Source organism: Saccharothrix sabaoui (assembly GCF_051756985.1).
Classification (GTDB): domain Bacteria; phylum Actinomycetota; class Actinomycetes; order Mycobacteriales; family Pseudonocardiaceae; genus Actinosynnema.
Genome location: NZ_JBPKJK010000058.1, coordinates 1 through 23,565, shown reverse-complemented (window position 1 = coordinate 23,565; position 23,565 = coordinate 1). Strand labels below are relative to the sequence as shown.

Sequence of the window (23,565 nt, the reverse complement as noted above, 5' to 3'; positions counted from 1 at the left end):
CGACGAAAGTCGGGGGTCGACCGTGGCGGCGGGACCCCGCGACGCGCGACCGGTCGGGGACGAGCGGTCCCCGCCCGGCGCGGGTCACACCGGCAGTTCGGCCAGGGCGTCGACGACCGCGGTGACCGACGCGGGTTCGCGCAGCAGGCGCGACCACAGCGCCGCCTCCACCGCCCTGGCCCGCGTCCACCGGCGCACCCGCTCGCGGTCCACCTCCGCCGCCTCGGCGAACTCCGCGATCCGCCGCTCCACCGCCCGGCGCTGGTCCGGTTCGGCGGCCACGGCGGGCCAGTCGCCGCGCAGCAGCGGGAGCAGCTCGAAGGCCGGGTCGCCCACCAGCCCGTCCGGGTCGATGGCCCGCGGCCCCTCGTCGTCGCGCATGACGTTGCCGAGGTGCAGGTCGCCGTGCAGCAGGACGGCGGGCTGATCGGCCGCCAGGTCGCGCGCGTCGGCGACCGCGACGTCCACCACCCGCGCGGGCAGCGGCGCCCCCGACCGCGCCGCGTGCGCGGGCACGTCCGACAGCCACCCCGCCGCCTTCTCCGCCAACGAGGGCAGGCCGGGCGGCGGCGCGACGGCCAGTCTGCGGACGAGCCGGCCCACCGCGGTGAACGGGGCGGGGTCGGGCTCCGCCACGGGTTCCAGGCGCTCCAGCAGCATGGCGAACCGGGCGTCGTCGCGCTCCAGCAGCCGCACCGCGCCGTCACCGTCCCACGCCGCCAGGGCGACGGGCTCCGCGGCGTTGCGCGGGGTCGGGAACCCCAGCTTCAGCACCACCCGCGTCCCGTCCGCCCGAACCGCGGGGATCACCACCCCGACGAAACCGTGCATCACCGGCCCGGACGCGGTGCAGGACCAGCGGTCCAGGAACTCGGCGGCCGACGCGGGCAGCCCCTCGACCCACCGCTTGCCCGCCTCGCCCTCGCGACCGGTGATGGCCTCGGCGAACGCCGGTGGGACTGTCGTGGTCACCCCGCCACGGTACTGATCGCGAACGGCTCCGGGGCCGGTTAGGGTCTGGGCGTGCGCGGGCCGGTGGAGGAGGGGTTCCTGGCCGCCGTCGCGCGGTTCGCCGGGCCGGTGCGCGGGGTCGGGGTGGTGCTGCTCAGCGCGTTCGGCGTGCTCTCGGTGCCCGGTGACGGGGTGCTGCTCGCGCTCGCCGTGCTCGGCGTGGTGCTGCTCGGGGCGGTGGCGGACTTCGCCGGGCCGCGGGTGGCGTTCGTGCCCGCGCTGGTGCGCGTGGTGGCGGTGTGCGCGGTGCAGGGGTGGGTCGGCGGCAGCGGGCAGTGGGCGCTCAACGTGCTGACCACGTCCGCCGTGACGCTCCAGTGGGAGTGGTCGCCCCGGGTCACGGTGCCCGTCACGGCGGCGCTGCTGGTCGCGCACGGTTCGCTGGTCGGCTGGGACGGCACGGCCGTGCTGCGGGTCGTGGTGGAGTGCGCCCTGGCCCGGGCGGCGTTCGCGCTGCTGCGGCGGTCCACCCGGCGGGTGGACGAGGTGCGGGCCCGGCGGGCGGCGGCGACGCGGGCCGAGGCGGTCGCGGTGGAGCGGCGCAGGCGGGAGCGCGAGTACCTGGCGCTGCTGCACGACACGGCGTCGGCGACGTTCCTCGTGGTCGCGGTGGGTGGCGCGGAGCCGGCGGCGGTCGCGGGGTACGCGCGGCGCGACCTGGACCTGCTGACCGGGGGCGGAGGGGTGCCGCGCGAGAGCGTCGTGGACGTCGGAGCGGCGGTGCGGGCCGTGGTGGAGCGCTCGCCGCTGCGGGTGGAAACCTCCCTGGACAAGGTGCTGGTGCCGCCGTCGGTGGCGTTGGCGCTGGTCCGGGCGGTGCGGGAGGCGTTGCTCAACGTCGAGCGGCACGCCGGGGCGGACGACGCGTCGGTGGCGGTCGTGGCGCTCGCGGACGGCGTGGTGGTGACCGTGCGCGACGCGGGGCGCGGGTTCGACGTGGGCGCGGTGTCCGAGCACCGGCGCGGCATCCGGGGTTCGGTGGTCGAGCGGGTGGCGGCGGTCGGCGGGCGCGCGGAGGTCGTGTCGGGGCCCGGCGGCACGGTGGTGCGGATGACGTGGTCGCGTGGCTGACACCGACGCCGAGGTGATCGCGAGCCTGCGGCTGGTGCTGCTGGCCGTGACGGCGATCGTGCAGGTCAGCCTGAGCACCTTGCCGCTGGTGAGCTACCCGCACGGGGTGGGCGCGGCGGTCGGGTCCGCCGTGCTCGGCCTGGTCACGGCGGTGTGCGCGGTGTGGGTGGTGCGCCGCAGGCCGCTGCCCGGCCCCGTGGTGGCGGTCGGCACGGCCGCCGTGCTCGCCGCCTCGGTCGCGGCCACGGACGCGCTCCCCGAGGACGGCCACTTCGAGGCCGCGCACTGGTCGTTCGGCCTGGTCGGCTGGCACCTGCTGGTGCTGCTGCTCGACCGGGTGCCGCTGCTGCTCACCGCCCTGGGCGCACACACCGCGCTCAACGCGGCGCAGTTCGCGCTGGCCGGGTCGCCGGACCGGGAGGAGGTGGGCAGCGCGGGCGTGGTCGTGCTCAGCGTCACCAGCTTCCAGCTCGGCGTGCTGGTCCTGACCCGGGTCCTGGTGCGCACCGCCCGGCAGGCCGCCGAGGCCGCCGCGGAGCAGGAGCGCGCCGAGACCCGCACCGCCATGGCCCGGCAGTGGGAGGAGGACCTGCGCGCGGGGTTCGCCGGGCAGCTCGGCGCCACCGTGCCGCTGCTGGCGGACCTGGCGGACGGCGTGCTCGACCCGCGCGACGACGAGACGCGGTCGCGGTGCGCGCTCGCCGCCACCCAGCTGCGCCGGCTGTTCGCCGAGAACGACGACGTGCCCGACCCGCTGGTGCACGAGGTCAAGGCGTGCGTGCACATCGCCGAACGGCGGGGGCTGGTGGTGTCGCTGGCGGTCAGCGGGGCCCCGGTGCCGGTGCCGACGGACGTGCGGCGGGAGCTGACCGGGCCGGTGGCGGTGGCGCTGTCGGTGGCGCGGGAGAGGGCCCGGGTGAGCCTGCTGCGGACCGGGGCGGAGGTGCGGGTGGCGGTGATCACCGACGTGGGCGGCGGATCGGGTACCGACGTGGGCGGCGGATCGGGTACCGGCGCGGGCGGCGGATCGGGCTCCGACGTGGGCGGCGGGTCAGGCGGCGGAGTGGGTGCCGGCGCGGGCGGCGGAACGGGCACTGGCGCGGGTGGCGGATCGGGTGCCGGTGCGGACGGCGGAACGGGTGTCGGCGGTCCGGGTGACGGGACGTGTGACGAACAGGACACCGCTGGGGGCGACGGATCGGCTGATCGGGGAACCGCGACGGCCCGCGTCGTGGTCGAACGGGGCACGTACGGTGGGCAGGCGCGGATGGAGGCCAGATGGCGGACGAGCAGCTGACCGCGGTCGTCGTGGACGACCACCCGGCGGTGCGCGCGGGGGTCGCCTACTGGCTGTCGTCGGGTGTTCCGCCGATCACCGTGGTGGCCGCGGGCGAGGACGTGCGGGTGGCGTGGCTGGGCGAGGGCGCGGGGGCCGACGTGGTGATCCTCGACCTGCACCTGGGCGGTCCGACGCCGGCGCTGGGCGACCTGCGGCGGCTCGCGGAGGCGGGGCGGCGGGTCGTCGTGTACTCGATGCGCGCCGACGACGACATCGCGCTCCAGTGCCTCGAACTGGGCGCGCTGTGCTACCTGACCAAGGCCGAGGGCGCCGACCACCTGGTGCAGGCGACCCGGGCCGCGGCCGAGGGGCGGCCGTACACGCCGCCGTCGCTGGCGGGGGCGCTCGCGGGCGACCGGTCCGACCACCGGCCCGCGCTGTCGGCGCGCGAGGTCGAGGTGCTGGTCGAGTGGTTCCAGTCCGAGTCGAAGGACTTCGTGGCGCAGCGCCTGGGCATCTCGCTGAGCACGGTCAACTCGCACCTGGAGCGCATCCGGATCAAGTACGCCCTGATCGGGCGGGAGGCGCCGACCAAGGCGGCGCTGGTGGCGCGGGCCATCCAGGACGGCCTGATCGGCGTGGACGACCTCTGAGCGGTCCTGTGGTGCGAACGACCGACGCGGGGTTGCTCCGGACGGAGCTAGCGTCGCCGTGCCGCCCACCCGAGGAGTTGCCTTGACGCACGCCCGCACGGCCTCGATCACCGCCGCCTGCGCGGCCGTCCTGCTGCTGTCGGCGTGCGGTGGCGACACGGAGGGCACCGCGGTGTCCGCCCCGGCGGGCGACACGACGTCCGCGACCACGAGCGCGTCGACGAGCGGCAGCACGTCCGCGAAGGCGAGCGCGTCGGCCGCCGCGGACGCCCCGACCGGTGACGTGACCGCGCCCGGCGCGAAGCTCGACGTCGGCGAGCGCGCGGTCGTGCCGTTCAAGTACGGCACGGACAAGAACGGCACCCTCGGGGTCACGGTCAGCGCGATCGAGCAGGGCGACAACGCGGACCTGGCGAAGTTCGGCGACAAGGCCAAGGGCATCACGCCGTTCTACATCCGGGTGACGGTGGAGAACCTCGGCGGCACGGACCTGTCCTACAGCTCGCTGAGCCTGCGCGGCCTCGGCGACGACGGCAAGGGCACCGGCGTGATCATCAGCGGCGAGACGGACAAGTGCGAGTCCGAGAGCGCGCCGCGCGACTTCACCACCGCGGGCGCGAAGTACGAGACGTGCGTGCTGTCGGCCGCCCGCGAGGGGTCGAAGGTCTCGGGCGCGAGCTTCGACAAGGGCGGCGACGCCTACGTGGACGACCCGGTGGTCTGGCGGTCCTGACCCCCGGCAGGACCGGTCGGGACCGCGGTCGGGACCGGGCGACCGCCGCCACGAGCCCCGGCACGACGTGGAGGGCCGGCCGCCACCCCGGCGCGAGGGCGGCCTCGGCGACGGCGTCGTGGACGGTGATGGCGGCCTCCCCGGGTCGGTGCGCGCGACGATCATCCCGCCCGCCACCACCGGTTTTCCGGTCGGTGGCGGCGGGCGGTGGCAGCGCGACCGGTGGCAGCGCGACCGGTGGCGGGGTGCGGTGACGGCGCGGGCGGTGGCGGCCGTTCGGGGCCGGCGGGGGGTGCGTGGCGCGGTACCGTGGACGCACACCGCCTCCGTTCGACCCGGAGGTCGCCGCATGTCCGTCACGCGTCCCGCGCTCCACCTCGCCGCCGCCCTCGCGCTCGTCGCGGGCCTGGTCGGCGCACCGACCGCCACCGCCACCACCCGTGCCGACAACCCGTACGCCGGGGCGCGGGCGTACGTGGACCCGGAGTGGTCCGCCCGCGCCGCCGCCGAACCCGGTGGGGCCGCCGTCGCCGGCGAGCCGACCGCCGTGTGGCTGGACAGCATCGCCTCCGTGCACGGCCGGCACGGCCGGATGGGCCTGCGCGACCACCTCGACGAGGCGCTGCGCCAGGGCGCCGACCTCGTCCAGCTCGTGCTGCACGACGCGCCGGGCCGCGACTGCGGGCGGCTGTCGACGAACGGCGAGCTGGGCCCGGACGACCTGCCGCGCTACCGCGCCGAGTTCGTCGACCCGATCGCGGAGGTGCTGGGCGACCCGGCGTACGCGGGCCTGCGGGTCGTCGCCGTGGTCGAGCCGCACGCGCTGGGGTTCCTGGTCACGCACGTGGGGTCCGCGAACGACGCCACGCCGCTCTGCGAGCGGGTGAAGGCGAACGGCGCGTACACGGGCGCGGTCGGCCACGCGCTGGCCAGGCTCGGCGAGCTCGACAACACCTACTCCTACCTCGACATCGGCCACCACGGGTCGCTGGGCTGGGCGGACCACCGCCGGCCGCTGACCGACGTGCTGCTCCGGGCGGCGAACGCGGCGGGCAGCACGCCGACGGACGTGCACGGGTTCGTGGTGAACACGGCGAACTACTCGGTGCTGCGCGAGGAGTTCATCACCAGGACCACCATCGCGGGCCAGCCGATCCTCCAGACCAGGTGGGTGGACTGGAACCCGTTCCTCGACGAGCTGTCCTACGCGGACGCCGTGCGGCGCGGGCTGGTGGCGGCCGGGTTCCGGGCGGGCGCGGGCGTGGTGGTCGACACGTCGCGCAACGGCTGGGGCGGGGCCGCGCGGCCGACCGGACCGGGGCCGGAGACGAACGTCGACGCGTACGTGGACGGCGGGCGGCTCGACCGGCGGCTGCGGATCGGCAACTGGTGCAACCAGGTGGGCGCGGGCCTGGGCGAGTCGCCGACCGCGTCCCCCGCGCCGGACGTGGACGCCTACGCGTGGCTGAAGCGGCCGGGCGAGTCGGACGGGGCGAGCATCCCGGTCCCGACCGGCGAGGAGAACTTCGACCGGATGTGCGACCCGACCTACACCGGGCAGCCGGACGCGACGCCCGACCCGACCGGGGCGCGCCCGGACTCGCCGCCCGCCGGTCGGTGGGACCCGGCCCAGTTCCGCGACCTGCTGCGCAACGCCCACCCGCCCCGGTAATACCGTCCCGTGACGGACGATCCGGATCGGGACGAGTCGTAGACTGGGGCCATGTCCGCCACGGCCCCCGCGCGCACCGAGCCCGACCTGTCGTTCCTGCTGGACCGCACCGGCCACGTGCTGCGCACGCGGGTCGCCGCGGCCCTGGCCGAGATCGGCCTGACCGCGCGCATGCACTGCGTGCTGGTGCACGCCCTGGAGGAGGAGCGCACGCAGGTCCGGCTCGCCGAACTGGGCGACATGGACAAGACCACCATGGTCGTCACGGTCGACGCGCTGGAGGCGGCGGGCCTGGCCGAGCGCCGACCGTCGACCACCGACCGGCGCGCCCGGATCGTCTCCGTGACCGAGAAGGGGGCCGAGGTCGCCGCGCGGAGCCGGCGGATCGTCGACGGCGTGCACCGCGACGCCCTCGGCGCGCTGCCCGACGACGAGCGCGAGGTGCTGCTGCGCGCGTTGGACCGGCTGGCCACCGGCCACCTGTCCACCCCGGTCGAGGCCCCGGCGACCGCCCGCCGGGCCCGCGAGCGCAGCAAGTAATCCTGAAACAGATCGTCTACAACGGTACTATCTGCTACGGTTCCTCCTGTCACCGCTCGGGCGGGAGGGACCGTGCCGTCCGTCCCGCACGACGACCGGTGACCCCGGAACCGTTGGAAGGACACGACGTGAGCGACGACCGCCCCACCCCGCGGACCCTGACCACCGACGAGGTGACCGACCTGCTCGCCGCGCACCGGTTCGGCGTGCTCGCCACCGTGAAGCGCAGCGGCCACCCGCACCTGACGACCGTCGCCTACGACTGGCGGGACGGCGTGGCCCGCGTGTCGACCACGGCGGACCGGGTCAAGGCCCGGCAGGTCCAGGCCGACCCGAGGGTGGCGCTGCACGTGAGCCCGGACGTGTGGTCGTTCGCGGTCGTGGAGGGCGACGCCGAGGTGTCCGCGCCGAGCGCCGAGCCCGGTGACGCGGTGGGGCTCGAACTGCTCGGCATGACGCCGGGGTTCGCCGACCCGGCCGAGGAGCGCGCGTTCCTGGTGGAGCAGGTGCGCGAGCGGCGGGTGGTGATCAGGCTGCGCGCGGCGAAGCTGTACGGCACGAAGCTCGACGTGTGAGGAGCGGCACGCCGGTCGCGGAATGCCCCCGCCCGTAAAATCGTTTCAGCAGCTGATCGAGTTTCAGGGAAGCCCAAGGGGTCCGGTCACCGTCGACGCGGGACACGGTGACAGGAGCGATCGCGCATGACCACGACCGTCGAGCGGACGGCCGCCCCCCGGACGAGCGGCGCCACCGCCGCGATGAGCGCCATGGCGCTCGGCGGGTTCGCCATCGGCACCACCGAGTTCGCGACCATGGGCCTGCTGCCGCAGGTGGCGGACACGTTCGACATCTCCATCCCGACCGCCGGCCACGCGATCAGCCTCTACGCGCTCGGCGTCGTGGTCGGGGCCCCGCTGATCGCGGGGCTCGCCGCGAAGCTGCCGCGCAAGGGCCTGCTGATCGCGCTCACCGTCGCCCTCGCCGTCGGCAACGGGCTGTCGGCGCTGGCCCCCAACACCACGCTGCTGATGGTGTCCCGGTTCGTGGCGGGCCTGCCGCACGGCGCGTTCTTCGGCATCGCGGCCGTGGTCGCCACGACGCTCGTCGCGCCGGAGCGGCGCGGCACCGCGGTCGCCCGGATCATGGTCGGCCTGACCGTGGCCAACCTGGTGGGCGTGCCCGTGGTGACCGCCGCCGGGCAGCAGATCGGCTGGCGGGTGGCGTACCTGGCGGTGTCGGTGATCGCCCTGGTCACGACGCTGTCGCTGGCGCGGTGGCTGCCCCGCATCCCGGCCGCGCAGGACGCGGGCGTGGCCGCCGAGCTGCGCGCGTTCCGCCGTCCCCAGGTGTGGTTCGCGCTGGTCACCGGCATGATCGGGTTCGGCGGCATGTTCGCCGTCTACTCCTACATCTCGCCGATCACGACCGAGGTGACCGGGCTGTCGAGCACGGCCGTGCCGTGGGCGCTGGCGACCTTCGGCCTGGGCATGACGCTCGGCGCGATGACCGGCGGCCGGTTCATCGACCGGTCCGTGATGGGCAGCGTGTTCGGCGGGCTGGTCGTGACCGCCGCCGTGCTGGTGGCGTTCGCGCTGACCGCGACGGTGGCGGTGCTCGCGTTCGTCCTCGTGTTCCTGCTGGGGTACGTGACGCAGGTGCTCGCCGCCGCGCTCCAGGTGCGGCTGATGGACGCCTCGCCGGACGCGCCGTCGCTGGCCTCGTCGTCCAACCACGCGGCGCTCAACCTCGCCAACGGCGCGGGCGCGTGGCTGGGCGGGCTCGCCATCGCGGCGGGCTGGGGCTTCACCTCGACCGCGTGGGTGGGCGTGGCGCTGAGCCTGGCCGGGCTGGCCGTGGCCGGGCTGTCGGTCGTGGTGGAGCGCCGCGCGGCGGCGCGCGTGCCGGGGTACGTGCCCGCCACCCAGGCTTCGGGTACCCGTCCAGCGGAAGGAGCGCCGTGCCCCCGGCCGTCAGGTTGATCCGCTCGCCCCGGTTGTCCGACGTCGCCGAGTACGCCTACGCGGCCACCGCGCCCGCCGGCGCGCGGCTGGTCTTCCTGGCCGGCGCGTGCCCGCTCGACGAGCACGGGAACACGGTCGGGGCCGGCGACTACGCCGCCCAGGCCGCGCAGGCCGTGCGGAACATGCGCGTCGCGCTGGAGGACGCGGGTGCCGGGATCGAGGACGTGATCAGCACGCGCGTGCTCGTCGCCTCCACCCGGCAGGCGGACCTGGTGACGGCGTGGGAGGTGGTGCGCGCGGCGTTCGGCGACCACGACGTGCCCAGCACCCTGTTCGGCGTCACCGTGCTCGGGTACGACGACCAGCTGGTCGAGATCGAGGCCGTCGCCGCCGTCGTGGACTGAACCGCGGGTGCGCGGCGCCCACCTCGGCGTCGGCCGGGGGACCGCTGATCTAGCATCCGGGACGTGGACCGAACGCGCCTGGGCGCTTGGACGACCCTGATCCTGGCGGTGCTCCACGCACTGTCCGCCCTGCTCAGCGGGGTCTCGGTGGAGCTGGTGGGGCTCGCGCTCGCGGTCAACGCCGCGGCTGCCGCCTCGGCGGTGTGGCTGCTGCGCCGCCCCGGGCGCAACCGGTGGCCGCTGACCGCGTGGACGGCGGGCTTCTTCGGCTGGCACGCCACGGGCCTGGTCACCCTGGCCGGGCTGGTCACCACCGACCTGGACGCCGTGTTCACGGTCGCGGACGACGCCCGCCTGTCGACGCTGTACCAGGCGGTGCTCACCACGGCGGCGGCGTTCGCGGTCCACTTCCTGCTCCCCCGCCCGGCGGGCCGATCCTGACCGCAGGCGGACCCGGCCGCCGAGGTGCCCCTGCCCGACCCGTACCGGCGGTGGTGGTGCTGCTCGCCGTGCGGGTGAACCCGATCGGCGCGGACGTCAGCACGTCCCGGGACACCTGAGCCGCGGACCCGCGGCGTCGGCGGGCCCGTGGCGGCGCGCCCGGCGGTGGCGCACGGGGCGGGGCGGGGTCCGGTGGGGCGGCGGTTCCTCCGCCTCGGCCGGCCGGTGGAGGCGGAGCGTGAACACCCGGTTGTCGAGCAGGTCCGGGCGCAGCGCCACCAGCTCGGGCCGCCGGGGCCGGGCGTGGGCGTCGTCGCCCCGGCGCGGCGCCTGGCCGTGGTCGCGGCGGATCGGGTGCGGTGGGCGCGGGTTCAGCGGCCCTTCCTGGCCCGACGGGGCGGACGGGCCGAAGGGGGCGGACGGGCCGAACGGGGCGGACGGGGCGGACGGGCCGGTCAGGTGCGCCGGTGACGACGGGTGGTGGACGCGCCGGGCCGCCGGCAGGTCGGGCGCGGCCGGTCCCCCGTCCGGGCCGGGGGTCGCGCAGGGCCGTGCGGCGGCCAGCAGGTGGCGCACCTCGGCGACGTCGGCCGGGTCGGTGGCCACGGCCAGCGCGCGCAGCGCCGCGTCCACCGGGTCGCGTCCCAGGCGGGACAGCGCGCGGACGAGCGCCACCAGCACGGTCGCGCGCTGCCCGGCGTCGGCGGGCTCGGTGTCGGCCGCCCGCGCCAGCAGGTCGGCGGCGGCCCTCGGCGCGTGCTCGACCAGGGCCGCGTGGTGGTCCACCAGCCAGCCCAGCACCCAGGCGTCCACCGGGACGGGTTCGGTGACGAGGTGCCCGGCGACGCGCTCCACCGGCGCCCCGGCCGCGGCCAGCGCCTCGGCCGCCTGCCGGTGCAGGGCCGTGCGCACCGGCGCGGACAGGCCCTCGTGCAGCGCCATCCGCAGGTAGGGGTGGCGGAACGCCAGGTGCTCGCCCGCCTCGACCACGACGGAGGCGGCGACGGCCTCGTCCAGGAGGCACGCGAGGTCGATCACCGACCGGCCGGTCACCGCGGCCAGGTCGGGCACCCGGAACTCGACGCCGAGCAGCGCCGCGGACCGCAGCACGTCGCGGGCCGGCGGGGTGAGGGCGTCGAGCGACCGGCTCACCGCGGACAGCAGCGACGGCGGCACCTCGCCGGCCGTGGCCGCGTCGACGTCGGCGACACCGCCCACGACCCGGACCGCGCCGCGCCGCACCAGGGACTGCGCGGCCTCCCGCAGGTACAGCGGGTTGCCCGCGGCGCGCTCGGCGACCCCGCGCAGCGCGTCGCCGGGCCGCGCGCCGACGACGTGGCCGACCAGCTCCTCCGCCTCGTCGGCGGCGAGCGGCTCCAGCGCCAGCACGTGACCCCGCCGCGCCTCCACGCCGCGCCGCACGCCGGCCAGCGCGCGCCGGCCGGGGTCGGGCCGGGAGGCGGCGACCAGCAGCAGCGGCAGCCTGCTGGTGGCGGCGACGAGCCGGTGCCACAGCACGAGGCTCGCCTCGTCGGCCCACTGGAGGTCGTCGACGACCAGCACCAGGGGCGAGCGGGCGCACGTGCGGTCGACGAGCGCGAGCAGCCGGTCCACGGCGGCCGTCACCGGGTCGGTGGCCCAGCCGGTCGCCGGGTCGGCGGTGACGGGGTCGGGTGCGGTGGGCGCGACGTCCAGGCACTCCATGACGACGTGCAGGGGGAACCTCATGCCCAGCTCGTCGGCGGCGGCCCAGCCGACCTGGCAGCCGCGGTCGGCGGCGTCGGCCAGGGAGCGGGCCAGCAGCGCGGACTTGCCGATGCCGGGTTCGCCCTCCACCCACACCACCGAGCCGCGGCCGTCGAGCACGTCGGCGACGAGGGAGCGCAGCAGCGCCGTCTCCACGCGCCGGCCGACGAACGCGGCGGAAGCGGGAGCGGAGGCGGAGGCGGAGGCGGGGGCAAGAGCGGCGGAGGCGGCCAGGACGCGGGGCGGGATCACGACCAGGCGCCGGTCGTGGTCGGGGGTGGGAGGGGGGTTCGGGGAGGTGACGCGGGGAGCGGCGGCGGGCCGGAGGTCGGCGCGCGGGAGGTCCGCGCGCCGTGAGTCGGCCGGCTGGAGATCCGCGCGTCGGGAGTTAATGCGCGGGAGGTCCGCGCGCCGGGAGTCGGTGCGCGGGAGGTCGGTGCCGTCGAGGATCACCCGCTGGAGTTCGCGCAGCCCGGGTCCGGGCTCGATGCCCTGGTCCGCGACCAGCGCGCGCCGCGCCTCCCGGTAGGCGTCCAGCGCCTCCGCGTGCCGCCCGGCCCGGTGCAGGGCCAGCATCAGCAGCTCGCGCAGCGATTCCCGCCACGGGTGCTCGCCGACCAGCGCGCCCACCTCGGCGACCACCTCGGCGTGCTCGCCCAGCTCCAGCGCGGCCCTCGCCCGCGCCTCCGCGGCGCCCACCCGCAGCTCGCCCAGCCGCCGCCGCTCCGCCTCGGCGAAGGGACCCGCCACCCCGTCGTACGCCCCGCCGCGCCACAGGCCCAGCGCGGCGTCCAGCACGTCCTTGGCGCGCGCCCACTCCCCCGCCGCCAGCAGCCGCTGCCCCTCGACCCGGCCGCGGTCGAACACGGCCGCGTCGAGCGCGTCCTCGGCCAGCCCCAGCGAGTAGCCCGCCGACCGCGACACCAGCACGTGCCTGGCCGGCCCGAGCGCCCGGCGCAGCCCGGACACGTAGGTGTGCAGGCTGCCGACCGCGCCGGCCGGCGCGGCGTCCCCCCAGACGCCGTCGACCAGCTCCTCCCGCGACACCACCCGGTTCGCCCGGCCGGCCAGCACCGCGAACACCGTCCGCTGCCGGGCCGCCCCCAGGCCGCGCTCCGCGTCCCCGAGCCAGGCCCGCACCGGCCCCAGCAACCGCACCCGCAGCGCGTCGTCGTCGATCGGCATCCCGTCGCCTCCCCCCGCTCGTCCTACGCAGCATGGCCACGCACGGTGGGTCCACACGGTTCAGAATCCAGAGGGTTTCACCCGTTCGGACGATCTTGGCGGATGGGTCGCGGTGGATCGACAGGTCGGTGACAGGTACGGACGGGCAGACCTGCGCCCGCGACCTGTACCCGCGCCCCCGCACGTGGTGGGCTCGGGTCGTCAACTGGTGAGGGCTCCCGGAGGAGCGGCGCCCCGGTTCCCGTACGGAGGTGCGATGATTGTGCGGCCCGACGGGGACGGAAGTCGCGTGGCGGACGGTTCCACGCGGGAGAGGTTCGCGGGCGACCTGTTCCTCGACCTGGCCGACAAGGGGTGGCTGGTGGTCGAGCGGGGCGAGGCCGAGCGGGTCGTCGCCGAGCTGCTGCGCACCCTGGAGGTCGTCCGGTCCCGCGTGCAGCGGCTGGAGGTGTCGCGCCGGCTGCGCGAGGCGTCCGTGGACGACCTCTCGCCGGACGTGGCCCAGTTCGCGGTCGACATGGTGTTCGCCGAGCAGGTGACCGCGGGCACGTGGGAACGCGCGCTCGTCGAGCTGCCCAAGTACGTGGAGGCGTTCCGGATCGCCGCGCGCAACGCCGAACGGGCGAGCGCCGAACGAGCCCGCGAGCGGTGAGCAGGCCGGAGGGGATCGCCACCTCGGACCTGTGCGCCGAGCTGACGGCGGCGGGCGTCGAGCTCCAGCGGTACCGCACCCTGGGGGACGACGCGACCGCCGACCTGATGCTGGCGTGGATCGACGCCCTGCTCGACGAGTGGAACCGCCGCGCGGGCTGGTGAGCACAGCGCCGGCCGTCGACCCCCGGAGGGGTGTGGACGGCCGGCGAGGGGTGCGCCCGCGCGGTCGAGCCGCTGCCGGGCGCCCCCTCCGCGTCAGGGCAGGTCGGCCAGCACACCGCTGACGTTGAGCAGCTGCGCGCACCCCGACGCCTGCTGGCCGCTCGCGGGCGTGCCCGGCTTGGCGCAGGTCACCGCGGCGGTGACGGTGCCGTTCTCCGGGATGTCGATGGGCGTCACCCAGTGGTAGTCCTGGTTGCGGAACGTCTCCAGGGCGATCGTGGTGATGGTGCGCTCGCCGAACGCGATGGTGAGCACGCCCTCGTCGCCCTGGTGGTTGGCCAGCACGATGTCGCTGATGTGGAACATCTTGCCGTCGGGCACCACGTACGTGCCGGTGGCCTGCTGGCCGGGCGCGGTGGTGACCTGGATGGTGGCGGAGCCCTGCCGACCGGGGCCGAACGCCGTGCCCTGCCCCTGTCCCTGTCCCTGTCCCCGCTGGCCCGGCTGGGCCTGGCCCTCGCCCTGCCCCTGGCCCTGGCCCTGGCCCTGCGGCTGGTCCGCCGGGGGCGCCTGGGCGTCGCCCGCCTGCGCGATCTCCTGCGCCCGCTCGTCGGTGGCCTCGCGGGCCGCGCTGCGCACCGCCGGGCGCACCAGGAACAGCCACAGCAGCAGCAGCGCCAGCAGCGCCGCGAGCACGGACAGCAGCCAGCGGGCCAGGACCGGCAGCTGCACCAGCTCCGCCGCCAGGTCGTGCTCGTGCCGCTCCTCCGCGGCGAGCGCGACGACCTCCAGCCGCACGGGCCACACCAGGGGCTTGCCGAACCACAGCAGCTTGGCCACCCGCACGCGCAGTTCGAGGTCCGCCTGACCGCCCGGTTCCACTGTGGACGGACGCGGGGGCGTGGCGTACCGGAGGTGGTCGTCCTTCTCCGGCACGGCGACGGTCACCGACACCGGCGTGTTGCCCTCGTTGCGCACCTCGACGCGGTAGCGGGCGCTGCGCCAGGCGCGGCGGCGCCGGGGCACGACCCGGACGCGCTGCGCGGCGAACGGCGCGACCACGACGGTGGTCTCGGTGACCACCGCCGAGTCCGGCCGCTCGACGGGCAGCACGCGCACCGCCAGCGGCACCTCGCCCGCGCGCACCAGGGGTGAGCGCGGTGGCCGCAGCACCAGGGAAACCTGCTCGGACGTGCCGGGGAACAGCGAGAGCCGCCCCGGTTCGACGGTGGTCCACGGGGCGCAGTCGCCCACCACCTCGAACTCGTACGCCTCGACGATGTCGCTGTCGTTGCGCACCGTCATCGTGGTGCGGGTCTCCTGACCGGGCGTGACGCCCACGGTGGGGAGACCGAACTCGGTCGTTGTGGTCACCCGGCGAACCGTAGGGAGGTGAAATCCCGGGCCGGCAGGGAGAAAAGGGCACGGTGCGGGCAATCCCGTGCACCGGGAACCCCGTGCCGCTGCCCGTGCGCCCACCCCGCCAGCACGATGGTGGCACGACGGTGTTCAGGAGGGGTGCCATGAGCAGAATCCCGGTGGCCGTGTACGCCGAGGACCCGGTGCTGCGGGTCGGCGTCACCCAGCAGCTGCGCCCGCGGCCCGAGGTGGAGGTGCTGCGGCCGGACGAGGAGTCCCGCGCGGTCGTGGCCCTGGTGGTCGTGGACCAGGTCGACGAGGGCACGTCCCGGCTGCTGCGCCGCCTGAGGCACGCGGAGGAGACGCGCACCGGCCTGGTGGTGGGGCGCTTCGACCACGACTCGTTGCAGACCACGATCGACTGCGGCGTCGCGGGCGTGCTGCGGCGCGCGGAGGCCGACCAGGACCACCTGGTGCGCCTGGTGACCGCGCTGGCGCGCGGCGAGTCGGTGCTGCCGGGCGACCTGCTGGGCAGGCTGCTGGACCACGTGGGCCGGTTGCAGCGCAGCGTGCTGGACCCGAACGGGCCGTCGCTGTCCACGCTGACCCCGCGCGAGGCGGACATGCTGCGGCTGGTGGCCGAGGGTTTCGACACCGCCGAGATCGCGGCGAAGACGTCGTTCTCCGAGCGGACGGTCAAGAACGTGCTGCACGAGGTCGCCACGAGGCTCCACCTGCGCAACCGCGCGCACGCCGTCGGTTTCGCCATGCGGCACGGCCTGATCTGACCGGGTTGCCCGAACGGGCCACCGGTCTTCCCGCGTCGTGCCCGCCGGGACCTCGGTGCGGCGGCCCGTTCCCGACGACGATTCCGGCGACTGACGGAGGTGGAGACCTTGGTGGGATGGCTGCGGAACCCGCACCTGGCCACGGCAACCGCGCTGGTGCTGCTGTGCGGTGCGGTCGTGGTGGTGGCGCACGGGGGCGCCACGTCGGCGGCGGCGCAGGAGGAACCGCCCGCGGCGGGCCGGATCGCCTACGCGGGCACCGGGCACCGCAGCCTCGGCGCGGTGGCGGCCCCCGTGCCCGACCAGCTCCGCGCGAGCGACCCGCTGCTCGGCGCCGGGCCCGCGCACCACGACGACCGGCCGTCCGCGCGCGGCGGGCTCGTGGTGTTCACCAGCCTGCGCGACGAGCCCCGGCCCCAGGTGTACGCGCGGGCCGGGGACGGCGCGGTGCGGCGGCTCACCGAGGGCCGTGACGCGGGCCGCCCGAGGCTGTCGCCGGACCTGCGGTCGGTGGTGTTCGACTCCGCCGAGGGCGGGCAGCGCGACCTGTGGCGCGTCGGCGTCGACGGCACCGGCCTGACCCGGCTCACCGACACGCCCCACGACGAGACGTCGCCGTCGTTCTCGCCCGACGGCGCGCAGGTCGTGTTCTCCGCCGACCCCGACGGCGACGCCGAGCTGTACCGGCGGCCGGTGGCGGGCGGCGCGACCACCCGGGTCACCGACGAACCGGTGGGCGCGGCCGTCGAACCCGCGTGGAACCCGGTGGACGGCCGCATCGCCTACACCCTGGACAGCGGTGACGGCACCCGGTGGCTGCGGCTGGTGGGCGACGACCCGGCGGCGGGCGTCCCGCTGCTGGGCGGCGGGCAGGCGGAGTGGCGCGGCCGGTCGCCCGAGTGGCTGCCCGACGGCACGCGCCTGCTGTTCCTCAGCCTCGACCAGGTGTGCTCGTGCCCGGCCGACCCGAACGTGGAGAAGGTCTACCGCGCCGACACCGCGCCCGGCGTGCCGGTGGTCGCGCCGCCCGACCTGCTGCTGGCCGAGGACCGCGTCGTCGGCGCGCCCACGTGGCTGGTGGACGCGGGCGGCGAGCAGCTCGTGGTCGGCCGCACCACCGCGCCGACCCGCTCCACGGCGGGCCTGCTGGACGTGCGCCCCGACGGGGCGGACCCGCGCGACCTCGGCGTGCCCGTGCTGCGCGAGGACCCGGAGGCGGTGAACGACCCGAACCTGCTGTTCCGCCCGCGCCCCGGCTTCGACCCGTGGACGCAGCGGCAGTCCTACTCGCCCGACGGGCGCACGATCGCGTTCAGCCGCTTCGAGGACGGCGAGGGCGGGCGCGTGCAGCGCGTGTGGCTGGTGGACGCGGACGGCGGCAACCCGCGCCGGCTGCCGGTGGCCGACCGCGCGGCGACGGACTGGGAGTTCGACGCCGCGTGGTCCCCGGACGGCCGGTCCCTGGCCTTCGCGCGCCGGACGCCGGGAGGGGTGCGCCCGGCGGGCGGGCCGAGCCGCGTGGTGGTCGTCGAGGTGGCGACCGGCGCGGTGACGGGGCGCCTGCTGCCGCCGCCCGGCGCGGCCGACCAGGAGGACACGCAGCCCGCGTGGTCCCCGAACGGCCGCACGCTGTCCTTCACCCGCGGCCGGGTGTTCGACGGGCCGACCGCCGAGGTGCGGGACAACCACGTGTGGACGGCCCGCGCCGACGACCTGGGCGGGCAGCGCGACGTCTCCGCCGCGGTGTGCGGCTTCGACTGCGAGGTCACCGACGACAGCTCGGCGTTCAGCCCGGACGGCCGCACGCTCGTGGTCAACCGGGAGGCCGACGGCGTGCTGCTGGTGTCCCTGGCGGACGACGGCTGCACCGTGCTGTTCCCGCGCGGCCGGGACACCTGCGCCGAGCCGCTGAGCGCGCCGGGCGGGCCGTTCCAGCCGCGCGACGCGGCGTTCTCGCCGGACGGGTCGCGGGTCGTGCTGACCGCGCGGCGCGCGGGGGACGCGCGGTCGCCGGAGGAGCTGCTGGTGGTCGACGTCGGCACGGGCGCGGTCACGCGGATCACCGCCGACCTGCCCGGCCGGCAGAAGGAGCCGACGTGGCAGCAGTCCGTCGACCTCGCCGTGCTCGCCCCGGCGGACCTGCCCGACTCGGAGACCGGCGCCACGACCCGGCTGGAGGTGGAGGTGGTCAACCGGGGGCCGGCCACGTCGCCGGGCAGCGCGCTGACCGCGTCCGTGCCGGGCGGCGTGCGGCCGGTCGCGCTGCGCCCGGACCGGGGGGCGTGCGACGTGGCGGGGGTGCGCTGCGACCTCGGCGTGCTGGCCCCCGGTGACGTGGTGCGGGTGTCGGTCGAGCTGGTGGGCGTGGTGGCCGGTCGGCACGAGCTGACGTGGTCGGTCGCGGGACCGGTGCTCGACGCGCTGCCCACCGACAACGCCGCGACCACCGCCGTGCCGGTGCGCGACCCCGCGCCCGCCCCGCCGCCGCCTCCCCCGCCGCCCGCGCCGCCCGCTCCCGCGCCGCCGCCCGCCGCCGGGCCGTCGTTGACCGTCGTGGTGCAGCCCGACCCGTCGTACGTGGGCGGGCGCACGACGGCGACGTACGCGGTCCGCAACGGCGGTGGGGGCCTGGCCACCGGCCTGCGGCTGGACTGGCAGCTGCCCGCGCGGGTGCCGGTCGCGGCCCTGCCGCCCGGCTGCTCGGTGACCGGCTGCCCGGTGCTGCCCGACCTCGCGCCCGGCGCGGCGCAGGTGGTGCAGGTGGTGCTCGCGCCGGACGCGCCGCTCCAGGCCGTCGCGCGCGGCGTGCTGCGCACCACCGGCACCGACGCGAACCCGGCCGACAACACCGCGAGCGCGCCGGTGCGCGTGCTGCTGCCCAGGATCGTGGCCGTGCCGCCGATCGGCGAACCCGGGTTCGTCACGTCCGTGCGGGGCCTGGACTTCCCGCCCGGCGTGCCCGTGCGGTTGACGTGGACGCCCGGCATCACCGCGGCGGCGGCCCCCGTGCTGCCGCGCGCCGACGGCGGGTTCGCCGCGCAGCTGCTGATCCTCGGCAAGGACTCGACCGGCCCGCGCACCATCACCGCGGCCGGACCGGGTTTCCGGTCCGCCACCACGCCGTTCCTGGTGGTGCCGGGCTCCATCCAGCCACCGGACGTGGTGCGGCGCCGGTGACCCGGGACGACGACGGAGGAGGTGTCGGGTGATCCACGAGGTGGACGAAGCGATGCGCAAGCTGTTCGCGGCCGGCGACGTGCCGGGCGGCGGCGGTGAGCTGGCGTTCGACCCGCCCACGACGGACTGGGTGGCGCGGCGCAACGCGCCGACGGTCAACGTGTTCCTCTACGACATCCGCGAGGACCTGACTCGGCGCTCGACCGGCTCGCTGGCCGTGCACGAGGACGAGCACCTGGTGGGCCACCGCCGGCCGCCCCGCTGGTTCCGGCTGTCCTACCTGGTGACCGCGTGGACGAACCGGTCGCAGGACGGGCACCGGCTGCTGTCGCAGGCGCTGGCGTGCCTGGTCGCGACCAACCGGCTCCGGGCGGAGTGGCTGTCCGGGTCGCTGGCCGACCTGGACCTGACGGTCGGCGTCGAGGCGGGCGGCGCGGTGTCGGAGGGCCGGGCCGCGACCGACGTGTGGTCGGCGCTCGGCGGTGAGCTGAGGCCGGCGATCAACGTGGTGGTGACCGCGCCGGTCGTGGGCACGCTCGCCCCGGCCGCGCCGGCCGTGGACGGTCTGGTGCTGGTCGGCCCGTCCGGCGACGAGGGGCGCAGGCTGCGCTACGACGAGGCGGGGACCTCTGGCGGGGCCGGCGGGGTAGGCGGGTCGGGTGTCGGGTTCACCGCGCCCCGACCGCGTCCGCTGCCCGCCGACCGCCGCCGCCACGCGGGCCCGATCCGATGACGGCCGAGGTGGTGAGCGCGGATCGGGCAGGCCCTGTGAGTCCGGCGGGTCCGGCAGGTCCGGCAGGTCCGGCGGGCGCGGGTCGCGTGGCCGCCGCCGGGGCGGGAGGCGGCCCGGCGCGGACCGGGACGGGCGCGGCCGACCTCGCGTACCTGTGGGGCCGGTTGGGCGCGGTCGAGCAGAGGGTGCGCCGGGTGGTGGCGGTGCGCGCGGAGGGTGATCCGCTGCCGGACGACCCGCACCGCGGCCTCTACCTGACCGCGGACGTCGTGCGGCGCATCCTGGACGAGCCGCGGCGGCTGGGCGAGCCGCCCGAGGACGACCCGGAGCTGGCCGCGCTCGCCGCGCTCGCCCCCGACGGCGGCCCCCGGCTGCTGCGGCTGGCCCGGCGGTTCGACCTGACGCCGCTGGACGTGGAGTTCCTGCTCGTCGCGCTGGCACCGGACGTCGACGCCCGGTTCGAGCGGCTCTACGCCTACCTCAACGACGACGTCACCCGCCGGCGGGCCACGGTCGGGCTGGCGCTGGAGCTGTGCGGGCTGCCCCCGGCGGCCCCGGCCCGGTTCCGGTTCGCCGCGTCCGCGCCACTGGTGGCGGGCGGGCTGGTCGAGGTCGTCGACGGCGGCCTGCCCGCGCTGTCGCGGGTGCTGCGGGTGCCCGACCGGGTCGTCGCGCACCTGCTGGGCGCGGACGAGCCGGACCCGGTGCTCGCCGGCGCCGCCCGCGTGGTGCCGGCGGGCGGCGACCCCGGCCCGGACCACCGGCTCGGGGCCGCGCTGCGGGCCGGGGTGTCGGTGGTCCACCTGCGCGAGCGCGACGGGGACGGCGGGCGGGTGGCGTGCGACGCGCTGTCCGTCGCCGGGCTGGGCGCGGTGGTGCTCGACGCCCCGGCACTCGCCGCCGCGGCACCGGGCCCGGCGGGGACGCCGCTGGTCCGGGCCGCCGTCCGGGAGGCCCGGCTGCGCGGCGCGGGCGTGGTGCTCGGCCCGCTGGACACCCTCGTGCCCGACCACGTGGGCGTCGTGCGCGACCTCGTCGCCCTCGCCGGCGACGTGCCGCTCCTGCTGCACGGCCGGGGGCACTGGGACCCGTACTGGACCGCGACGCCGGTCCCGTCGGTGGACGTGCCGTCCCCCGACCCCGGGCAGCGGGCCCGGTGGTGGGCGGGGGCGTTGGCGCGGGCGACCGGGACCACCGCGGACGACTCGCTGGTGGCGGCGCTGTCGGGCTACCGGCTCGGCGCGGACGAGGTGACCCGGGCGGTGGACGTCGCGGCGGGGCTGGCCGTGCTGGAGGACCGCCCGGTGGGCCTGGGGCACGTCCGCGCCGGCGTGCGCGCCCAGAACGGGGCCGGGCTGGAACGGCTGGCCCGCCGCATCACGCCCGCCGTCGGCTGGGACGACCTGGTGCTGCCCCCGCCCACCCGCGCCCAGCTCGACGAGCTGGTGGTGCGGGCCCGCTACCGCGACCGCGTGCTCGGGCAGTGGCGGATGCGGCCCGGCGGCGGCCGGGGGCGCGGGGTGGTGGCGCTGTTCGCGGGCGAGTCGGGCACCGGCAAGACGATGTCGGCCGAGGTGGTCGCCGCCGAGATCGGCATGGACCTGTACGTGGTGGACCTGTCGTCGTTGGTGGACAAGTACATCGGCGAGACGGAGAAGAACCTGGAGCGGATCTTCACCGAGGCGGCGGGCGTGCACGGGGTGCTGCTGTTCGACGAGGCGGACGCGGTGTTCGGCAAGCGGTCGGAGGTCAAGGACTCGCACGACAAGCACGCGAACACCGAGTCCGCGTACCTGTTGCAGCGCATGGAGTCCTTCGACGGCATCGCCGTGCTGACCACGAACCTGCGGTCCAACGTGGACGAGGCGTTCACCCGCCGCATCGACGTGGTCGCGGACTTCCCGGTGCCCGACGCGGAGCAGCGGACCGCGCTGTGGGACCGCTGCCTGGGCACCGCCATGCCCCGCGCCGACGACCTGGACCTGGCGTTCTGCGCCGAGCGCTTCGACCTGGCGGGCGGCTCGATCCGGGCGTGCGCGGTGACCGCCGCCTACCTGGCCGCCGCCGCCGACCGGCCGGTGGCCATGGCGGACGTCGTGGCGGCGATCCACCGGGAGTACCGCAAGCTCGGCCGGCTCGTGCTGGAGAACGAGTTCGGACCGTGGTGGCAGGACCGGCCCTGACCGGCACAGGACGCAGGAGGAGCACGTGACGCACGCACACCACCATCACCACCACGGGCCGGAGCGCGACGACCCCGTGCCGGGCGTGGACCGCCCGGCCGACCGGACCGGCGACCTGCTGCGCGTCCAGCGCACCGCGGGCAACACGGCGGTCGCGCGGATGGTCGAGCTGGCCCGGGAGGCCGAGGCGGCGGGCGGGCGGGCCGCCGGGCAGCCGCCGGCGGTGCAGCGGTCGGCCGTGCACGACGTGCTGGACCGGCCGGGCACGCCCCTCGACAGCGGCACCCGCACCGAGATGGAGGCGCGCCTGGGCGCGGACTTCTCCGGCGTGCGGGTGCACGCCGACACCGCGGCGGCCCGTTCGGCGGAGGAGGTCGGCGCCCGCGCCTACACGTCGGGCGAGCACGTGGTGATCGGCCGGGGCGGCGGGGACCGGCACACGCTGGCGCACGAGCTGACGCACGTGATCCAGCAGCGGCAGGGCGCGGTGTCGGGCACGGACACCGGCGACGGCCTGCGGGTGAGCGACCCGTCGGACCGGTTCGAACGCGCCGCCGAGGCCAACGCCACCAGGGCGCTGAGCGCCCCGGCCCCCGACCCGCACCACCACGTGGACCGGCACGCCGGTCACGCCGATCAGGCCGGTCAGGCCGGTCAGGCCGGTCACGCGGACCACGGCGGCCAGGCGGACCACGGCGGCCAGGCGGACCACGGCGGTCACGGCGGCCACGACCACGGGGCGGGTGGGCCGGCCGTGCAGCGCACCCCGGCGACGTGGAGCCTGGAGCAGTCCGTGCGGGACGCGGCCGGCGAGCGGATACCCAACCCCAGGCGGTCCCAGTGGCCGGCCATCGCCCGGCGGGTCGCCGACTACTCGAACCTGCCCGCCGCCGACTTCACCGCCCGCGGGCTCCTGCTGGCCGAGTTGCAGGTCGCGATGGACGACTGGGAGCGCAACCAGGCCAGTCGCCTCACACCGGACCTCCACCGGGAGCAGACCGCGCGCCGGGCGACCATCATCAGGGGCCTGCGCCAGCTGGTGACCGGCGAGGTGAACGAGGTGAACGCACTGCGGCGGCAGGCCGGCGGCGAGTCGCTGGCCCGGACCCCGACCCCGGAGGAGCGGCCGCAACCGGCGCGGAGCGCGCCGATGGGCATCGGCATCCCCGGCGCGTCCGGCTCGGGGGCCGGCCGGCCGCGCTTCGACAGCGACGAGGACGACGACAACGGCCGTCGGCCGCTGCCCGCCAACGAGAACGTCAGCATCACCGCGTTGGACAGGCGCTACCAGAACGTGCCCGCGCTGCCGCCCGTGGTGCAGCTGCACGGCCACCTCACCCGCCCCGACAACCGGGAGGGCATCCACGAGGAGGGCCTGACGCGCGCCGGCGGCCAGGGCATCGGCCTGCCCGAGGACATGGGCGGCAGGCCGGGCGAGGGCGACCCGAACAACATCTACGTGCTGTCGGGCTCGCCCAACAGCACGGCCACCACGTTCGTCGCCCAGGACCTCGGCGACTACGCCCCCATCGGCGTGGTGAGCGGGCAGGGCGTGGCCTTCGACCGGGACGCGAACTACCGCGGTTCCGGCGCGTACACGCACGCCGGGGACGCGCCGCCGGTGCGCGACAGCGACGACGGGGACACCGGCCCGTTCTCCTTCACCCTGCCCGCGACGCCGACGACGCGGTCCGGCATCGCCGCCTTCATCAACCGGAGGCTGCCGCCGAACGCCCAGCTGAGCGAGGCCGAGGCCGTGCTGCGGGTGGAGGCGGAGCTGTACCGGCGCTTCCGGATGAACGTGGCCGAGTAC

20 protein-coding genes are annotated in these 23,565 nt (G+C 76.7%); 17 read left to right on the top strand and 3 right to left on the bottom strand.

What is annotated here, in order from left to right; genetic code table 11:
* Positions 1-84 precede the first annotated feature (84 nt).
* Positions 85-972 (bottom strand): aminoglycoside phosphotransferase family protein, encoded by an 888-nt coding sequence (locus ACR807_RS19615; protein ID WP_438922795.1) that lies wholly within the window; start codon positions 970-972, stop codon positions 85-87.
* A 51-nt stretch (positions 973-1,023) separates the two neighbouring features.
* Here ACR807_RS19615 and ACR807_RS19610 point away from each other — a divergent pair, with 51 nt between their 5' ends.
* From ACR807_RS19610 to ACR807_RS19565, 10 genes are all read left to right on the top strand, one after another.
* Positions 1,024-2,082, top strand: a complete 1,059-nt coding sequence (locus ACR807_RS19610; protein ID WP_438922794.1) for a sensor histidine kinase — start codon at positions 1,024-1,026, stop codon at positions 2,080-2,082.
* The gene (locus tag ACR807_RS19605; protein ID WP_438922793.1) at positions 2,075-3,379 is read left to right on the top strand and encodes a hypothetical protein; all 1,305 of its coding nucleotides are present in this window, start codon (positions 2,075-2,077) and stop codon (positions 3,377-3,379) included. Before ACR807_RS19610 ends, ACR807_RS19605 begins: the two co-directional genes overlap by 8 nt.
* Entirely contained in the window at positions 3,361-4,014 is a 654-nt protein-coding gene (locus ACR807_RS19600; RefSeq protein ID WP_438922792.1) for a response regulator, read from the top strand. The genes ACR807_RS19605 and ACR807_RS19600 overlap by 19 nt, the downstream gene beginning before the upstream one ends.
* An 82-nt stretch (positions 4,015-4,096) precedes the next feature.
* Entirely contained in the window at positions 4,097-4,747 is a 651-nt protein-coding gene (locus ACR807_RS19595) for a hypothetical protein (RefSeq protein ID WP_438922791.1), read from the top strand.
* Between the two features lie 349 nt (positions 4,748-5,096).
* Complete coding sequence (locus tag ACR807_RS19590) at positions 5,097-6,419, top strand: glycoside hydrolase family 6 protein (RefSeq protein ID WP_438922790.1); 1,323 nt, start codon at positions 5,097-5,099, stop codon at positions 6,417-6,419.
* Between the two features lie 51 nt (positions 6,420-6,470).
* Positions 6,471-6,959 carry a MarR family winged helix-turn-helix transcriptional regulator gene (locus tag ACR807_RS19585; RefSeq protein ID WP_438922789.1) on the top strand — a complete coding sequence of 163 codons (489 nt, stop codon included), beginning with the start codon at positions 6,471-6,473 and terminating at the stop codon, positions 6,957-6,959.
* 128 nt (positions 6,960-7,087) lie between these two features.
* Entirely contained in the window at positions 7,088-7,534 is a 447-nt protein-coding gene (locus ACR807_RS19580) for a TIGR03618 family F420-dependent PPOX class oxidoreductase (RefSeq protein ID WP_438922788.1), read from the top strand.
* A gap of 126 nt (positions 7,535-7,660) precedes the next feature.
* Positions 7,661-8,938 (top strand): MFS transporter, encoded by a 1,278-nt coding sequence (locus ACR807_RS19575; protein ID WP_438922787.1) that lies wholly within the window; start codon positions 7,661-7,663, stop codon positions 8,936-8,938.
* On the top strand, positions 8,917-9,324 hold the full coding sequence (locus tag ACR807_RS19570; protein WP_438922786.1) for a RidA family protein: 408 nt from the start codon (positions 8,917-8,919) through the stop codon (positions 9,322-9,324). Before ACR807_RS19575 ends, ACR807_RS19570 begins: the two co-directional genes overlap by 22 nt.
* A gap of 63 nt (positions 9,325-9,387) precedes the next feature.
* Positions 9,388-9,765: a hypothetical protein gene (locus ACR807_RS19565; protein WP_438922785.1), complete on the top strand. Its 378-nt coding sequence runs from the start codon at positions 9,388-9,390 to the stop codon at positions 9,763-9,765.
* A 96-nt stretch (positions 9,766-9,861) separates the two neighbouring features.
* Here the strand turns inward: ACR807_RS19565 and ACR807_RS19560 are convergent, their stop codons facing one another.
* Positions 9,862-12,696, bottom strand: coding sequence for an ATP-binding protein (locus ACR807_RS19560; protein WP_438922784.1), 2,835 nt, complete (start codon positions 12,694-12,696; stop codon positions 9,862-9,864).
* A 289-nt stretch (positions 12,697-12,985) separates the two neighbouring features.
* Between ACR807_RS19560 and ACR807_RS19555 the strand changes: the two genes are divergently transcribed.
* Both ACR807_RS19555 and ACR807_RS19550 read left to right on the top strand, forming a co-directional pair.
* On the top strand, positions 12,986-13,348 hold the full coding sequence (locus ACR807_RS19555; RefSeq protein ID WP_438922783.1) for a hypothetical protein: 363 nt from the start codon (positions 12,986-12,988) through the stop codon (positions 13,346-13,348).
* Complete coding sequence (locus ACR807_RS19550; protein ID WP_438922782.1) at positions 13,345-13,512, top strand: hypothetical protein; 168 nt, start codon at positions 13,345-13,347, stop codon at positions 13,510-13,512. The genes ACR807_RS19555 and ACR807_RS19550 overlap by 4 nt, the downstream gene beginning before the upstream one ends.
* Before the next feature lie 93 nt (positions 13,513-13,605).
* Here ACR807_RS19550 and ACR807_RS19545 read toward each other — a convergent pair whose 3' ends face one another.
* Positions 13,606-14,886, bottom strand: coding sequence for a COG1470 family protein (locus ACR807_RS19545; protein ID WP_438922781.1), 1,281 nt, complete (start codon positions 14,884-14,886; stop codon positions 13,606-13,608).
* A gap of 149 nt (positions 14,887-15,035) precedes the next feature.
* On the opposite strand from ACR807_RS19545, the gene ACR807_RS19540 reads away from it, so the two are divergent.
* The 5 genes from ACR807_RS19540 to ACR807_RS19520 form a co-directional block, all read left to right on the top strand.
* Positions 15,036-15,659, top strand: coding sequence for a helix-turn-helix transcriptional regulator (locus tag ACR807_RS19540; RefSeq protein ID WP_438922780.1), 624 nt, complete (start codon positions 15,036-15,038; stop codon positions 15,657-15,659).
* 111 nt (positions 15,660-15,770) lie between these two features.
* Positions 15,771-18,836 carry a hypothetical protein gene (locus tag ACR807_RS19535; protein ID WP_438922779.1) on the top strand — a complete coding sequence of 1,022 codons (3,066 nt, stop codon included), beginning with the start codon at positions 15,771-15,773 and terminating at the stop codon, positions 18,834-18,836.
* A gap of 28 nt (positions 18,837-18,864) precedes the next feature.
* Positions 18,865-19,569, top strand: coding sequence for a Pvc16 family protein (locus ACR807_RS19530; RefSeq protein ID WP_438922778.1), 705 nt, complete (start codon positions 18,865-18,867; stop codon positions 19,567-19,569).
* Between the two features lie 86 nt (positions 19,570-19,655).
* The gene (locus tag ACR807_RS19525; RefSeq protein ID WP_438922777.1) at positions 19,656-21,752 is read left to right on the top strand and encodes an ATP-binding protein; all 2,097 of its coding nucleotides are present in this window, start codon (positions 19,656-19,658) and stop codon (positions 21,750-21,752) included.
* 25 nt (positions 21,753-21,777) lie between these two features.
* A partial coding sequence (locus ACR807_RS19520) for an eCIS core domain-containing protein (RefSeq protein ID WP_438922776.1) occupies positions 21,778-23,565 on the top strand: 1,788 nt, incomplete at its 3' end.

Bases quoted from the DNA above. Each gene is read 5' to 3' on its own strand.
- ACR807_RS19560 (WP_438922784.1), bottom strand. From the start codon at position 12,696: ATGCCGATCGACGACGACGCGCTGCGGGTGCGGTTGCTGGGGCCGGTG.
- ACR807_RS19540 (WP_438922780.1), top strand. From the start codon at position 15,036: ATGAGCAGAATCCCGGTGGCCGTGTACGCCGAGGACCCGGTGCTGCGG.
- ACR807_RS19590 (WP_438922790.1), top strand. From the start codon at position 5,097: ATGTCCGTCACGCGTCCCGCGCTCCACCTCGCCGCCGCCCTCGCGCTC.
- ACR807_RS19575 (WP_438922787.1), top strand. From the start codon at position 7,661: ATGACCACGACCGTCGAGCGGACGGCCGCCCCCCGGACGAGCGGCGCC.
- ACR807_RS19600 (WP_438922792.1), top strand. From the start codon at position 3,361: ATGGCGGACGAGCAGCTGACCGCGGTCGTCGTGGACGACCACCCGGCG.
- ACR807_RS19585 (WP_438922789.1), top strand. From the start codon at position 6,471: ATGTCCGCCACGGCCCCCGCGCGCACCGAGCCCGACCTGTCGTTCCTG.